Source organism: Thermodesulfobacteriota bacterium (genome assembly GCA_039028315.1).
GTDB lineage: Bacteria > Desulfobacterota_D > UBA1144 > Nemesobacterales > UBA2774 > CR02bin9.
Genome location: JBCCIH010000212.1, coordinates 1 through 3,674, shown reverse-complemented (window position 1 = coordinate 3,674; position 3,674 = coordinate 1). Strand labels below are relative to the sequence as shown.

General features: G+C 39.8%; 5 protein-coding genes. 2 read left to right on the top strand and 3 right to left on the bottom strand.

What is annotated here, in order from left to right:
• The 3 genes from AAF462_10920 to crcB all read right to left on the bottom strand — a co-directional run.
• On the bottom strand, positions 1-875 hold an 875-nt coding region (locus AAF462_10920; protein MEM7009633.1), incomplete at its 3' end, for an aspartate-semialdehyde dehydrogenase.
• Between the two features lie 18 nt (positions 876-893).
• Positions 894-1,337, bottom strand: coding sequence for an RpiB/LacA/LacB family sugar-phosphate isomerase (locus tag AAF462_10915; protein ID MEM7009632.1), 444 nt, complete (start codon positions 1,335-1,337; stop codon positions 894-896).
• A gap of 142 nt (positions 1,338-1,479) precedes the next feature.
• Positions 1,480-1,869, bottom strand: a complete 390-nt coding sequence (crcB, locus tag AAF462_10910; protein MEM7009631.1) for a fluoride efflux transporter CrcB — start codon at positions 1,867-1,869, stop codon at positions 1,480-1,482.
• Between the two features lie 90 nt (positions 1,870-1,959).
• On the opposite strand from crcB, the gene AAF462_10905 reads away from it, so the two are divergent.
• Positions 1,960-2,721: a methyltransferase domain-containing protein gene (locus AAF462_10905; GenBank protein MEM7009630.1), complete on the top strand. Its 762-nt coding sequence runs from the start codon at positions 1,960-1,962 to the stop codon at positions 2,719-2,721.
• A 102-nt stretch (positions 2,722-2,823) separates the two neighbouring features.
• The gene (locus tag AAF462_10900) at positions 2,824-3,477 is read left to right on the top strand and encodes a hypothetical protein (protein ID MEM7009629.1); all 654 of its coding nucleotides are present in this window, start codon (positions 2,824-2,826) and stop codon (positions 3,475-3,477) included.
• Positions 3,478-3,674: the final 197 nt, after the last annotated feature.

Here is a 3,674-nt window from a genome sequence, read left to right as displayed (position 1 = left end):
CCTGCTACATCTATTGGCATAGGATACTGAAGCTCCCCCGGGTTATCCAAGACTCTAACGCCTGGGAAACTGTTTAGTGCCTCTTTTGCCTCATCCACGCTAATTTTCTTTTCAGTCTCGATGTTTACTGAAACAGAGTGCGCCCTGAATACCGGTACTCTGACGGTGGTTGCGGTTAATGACATCTGGGTATCACTAAGTATCTTTCTTGTTTCATTATGAAGCTTCATTTCTTCCTTTGTGTAGCCGTTATCTGTAAAGCTGTCTATCTGAGGCAGTAGATTAAAGGCAATCTGATAAGGGAAGGCGTCTGACTTTATTTCTTCAGAATTGGCCCATGCCATTGTCTGGGTTCGCAGCTCTTCAATTGCCTGAGCGCCTGCGCCTGATACGGCTTGATAGCTCGAGGCTATAACTCTTTTAATTTTCCCTAGATCATGAAGAGGTTTAAGAGCCATCACTGTGACTGCTGTAGTGCAGTTCGGGTTGGCCACAATACCTTTTTTATTAAAACCCGAGACTGCATCTGGGTTTATCTCAGGAATTACAAGCGGTACCTCCTCATCCATTCTAAACGCTGAGCTGTTGTCTACTACCACAGCCCCAGCGCCTGCAGCAGCCGGGGCAAATTCCCTGCTTCTTGAGCCGCCTGCTGAAAAAAGCGCAATATCTATATTATCAAAAGAGTTTTCATCAAGTTTTTGGATTTCGATTTTGTTGCCATTAAATTCAAGCTCTTTTCCAGCAGAGCGTTCTGAGGCAAGGAGTCTTAGCTCTCCAATAGGGAAATTTCTCTCTTTTAGAATGTCCATCATTTCCTGACCAACTGCACCTGTCGCGCCTGCAATTGCAACATTGTAATTATCTTTTTTCATTCAAATCTCCAATCATCTCTATTTCGTATATTTTCTTTCGATCTGTGTTACTTTACTAATATTTTCTTTCTCATCTTCCTCTGGAGCAGCGCTAAACCAGGCCTCTAAGATCTCTTTCGCCACAATCTGCGAAGTTGTTCTAAGGCTCATCGCCAGTACATTTGCATCGTTCCACTTTCTAGCACCCTCTGCGGTCTGTGCATCCCCGCATAGAGCCGCCCTTATTCCAGGTACCTTGTTTGCTGCAATGCTGACTCCTGTGCCGGTCCAGCAAAAAAGAACTCCCTGCTCTGATTGTCCGTCTTTTACGCTCTGTGCCACCTGATGAGCAACATCAGTCCATTGGATCTGTTCATCATTGAGCGGTCCATAGAGCTCAAGCTCATGTCCCTGCTTTTTAAGCTCTTGGACAACATAATCTGTTACATGTGTTCTTTCATCACTGCCAACTGCAATCTTCATATTCTTTTCCTGACTGCAATAACTAACATTAGTTTAAATAAGTTGTTAAGCCCCTTCAAGCCAGGCTATAAACAACGCATATTAGACATAATCGAAACTTGTTTAACTATTCTCTCTAAACAGTATTAATTATTATATAATATTATTTCACTGTACTCAAAATGTATTTGGAGGCATAGTAGCCGGCAAACACAAGCCCGATTCCGCCTATGTTGCTGATCAGAATGTTTAATATCCCAAATTTTATCTCTCCCTGCCTAAAAAGGTGAAAGCTTTCAATACCAAAAGTTGAGAATGTAGTGAAAGCTCCGAGAATGCCAATGAATATAAATGCTCTTGTGTTTGGGGAATGAGCAAGGTTTTCAAAGACATTCCACAAAAACCCTATAGCGAAGCATCCAATCAGGTTAACAGCTATTGTTCCCCAGGGGAGATTGCCTTCAAAATTTTTATACGCATATCCTGAGATTGAGTATCTTAAGATAGCCCCTATTGCGCCCCCGATGGCTATGTAGAGAATTGTTTGCATCATTATTCCTTTACTGCTCTGGAATGGGCATCAATGATAACATATAATTTATCCTTTGCATTTTGAATCAGAAGCTTTCATACTGAGTAACAAATGTCTTGGAATCCTGAGCTGTATCATAAATATCAGAAAGAGCGCTTTGCCCCTTTTAAAGATTTAATGGATTTGATCGAGGTTAGAGAATCTATCTCTTCATTGGATCTGGGGTGCGGGACAGGTGAGCTAACAAAATTGGTAGCTGATATGCTGCCTGAAAGCACGATGCTTGGGATTGATAGCTCAAGTGAGATGTTAGAGAAGGCCTCACAACTTAGCAAGCAAGGTCTAAGCTATGAGTTATGTCCGATTGCAGAAGCTTCAGGCAAGTGGGATCTAATCTTTTCTAATGCCGCTGTGCAGTGGGTCGACAACCATCAAGAGCTAATCCCAAAGCTGGTTTCGATGCTAAACCCAAATGGCCAGATAGCTATTCAAATGCCGGCAAACCATAACCATCCTACACAGACTACAATTGCGGATATCGCTAATGAGGAACCATACTTTAGTGCTCTAGGCGGATGGCAAAGGGAGTGGTCGGTTCTAACAATAAGAGAGTACTCAGAGATTTTATATGACATAGGTGCACAGGATATAAATGTGTTTGAGAAAATCTATCCCCATGTCCTAGATAATGTCGATGCCATAGTGGAGTGGCTTTCGGGAACAGCGCTTCTTCCATATTTTGAAAGATTACCCAAAGAGCTGCATAGCGATTTTATGAATTGCTACCGTGAGCGCCTTAGAGATATATATCCAAAAGTTCCAGTGTTTTTCCCTTACCAGCGCATATTTTTTTCGGCAAGATGGCCTGAGTAATCTAGACAACTTCCCTGTTAGTAGGTACTAATAATCCTATGTTATTAATTTATTAAGTATAAATTGTAGTAGTTATATGTTGCGATTTAATGTGGTGCTGATATGTCTGAGAGTATCTTTTCAAAAACACAAGCAATTAAGTTTGGCTGGCAGAGGACAAAACACAATTTAATATTTTTTATAGTCTTTTGTGCAACTTGGTTTGTGATCCAAACCTTCTCGGGTCTCTTGCAGATAGTTTTTAATAATTCAGGCCAACAGTTCTTATATGCTGTTACATACATAGCATCTATCTTGATTGGGGTTGTTATATATATTCTTGCAATAAAAGTAGGGCTGTATCTATACGATAATGAGAAGATCGAATCACCAAACATTCTCTCCTTTTCATTCCCAGAGATGTACAAGATCTTTCTAGCTTATTTTCTTTACAGCATCCTAGTGCTTATTGGTTTGTTCCTTTTGGTTATACCTGGCATATATTGGGCAATTAAATATCAATTTGCGATGTTCTTAATTATAGATAAGAACATGGGAGTAATAGAGGCATTTAAGCAGAGCGGACGAATAACCCAAGGGGCTAAATGGAACTTACTTCTTTTTTTGATATTTATCATCTTAATTATGATTGCAGGAGCATTAGCTTTACTAGTTGGTTTATTTGCAGCTTATCCAACTGTAGTAATTGCCGTAGCCTATGTGTATAAAAAATTATCCGAGAGTTATATAAAGTCATCACAGCAACACGTTGTATAAGTGAATATTAAAGAGTAATATTCAAAAAGAATTTTATTAAAGGAGAGGAACTCGGAAAATGTCAGAGAAGAAATTTTCTAAAGAGCAGGCTATAAAATTTGGCTGGCAGAGAACTAAAGATAATTTAGGTTTTTTCATTGTCTACCTCATAATTGTTTTTGCCGTTGAATTTTTCTTTAGTTTTTTTATCGAGCTTT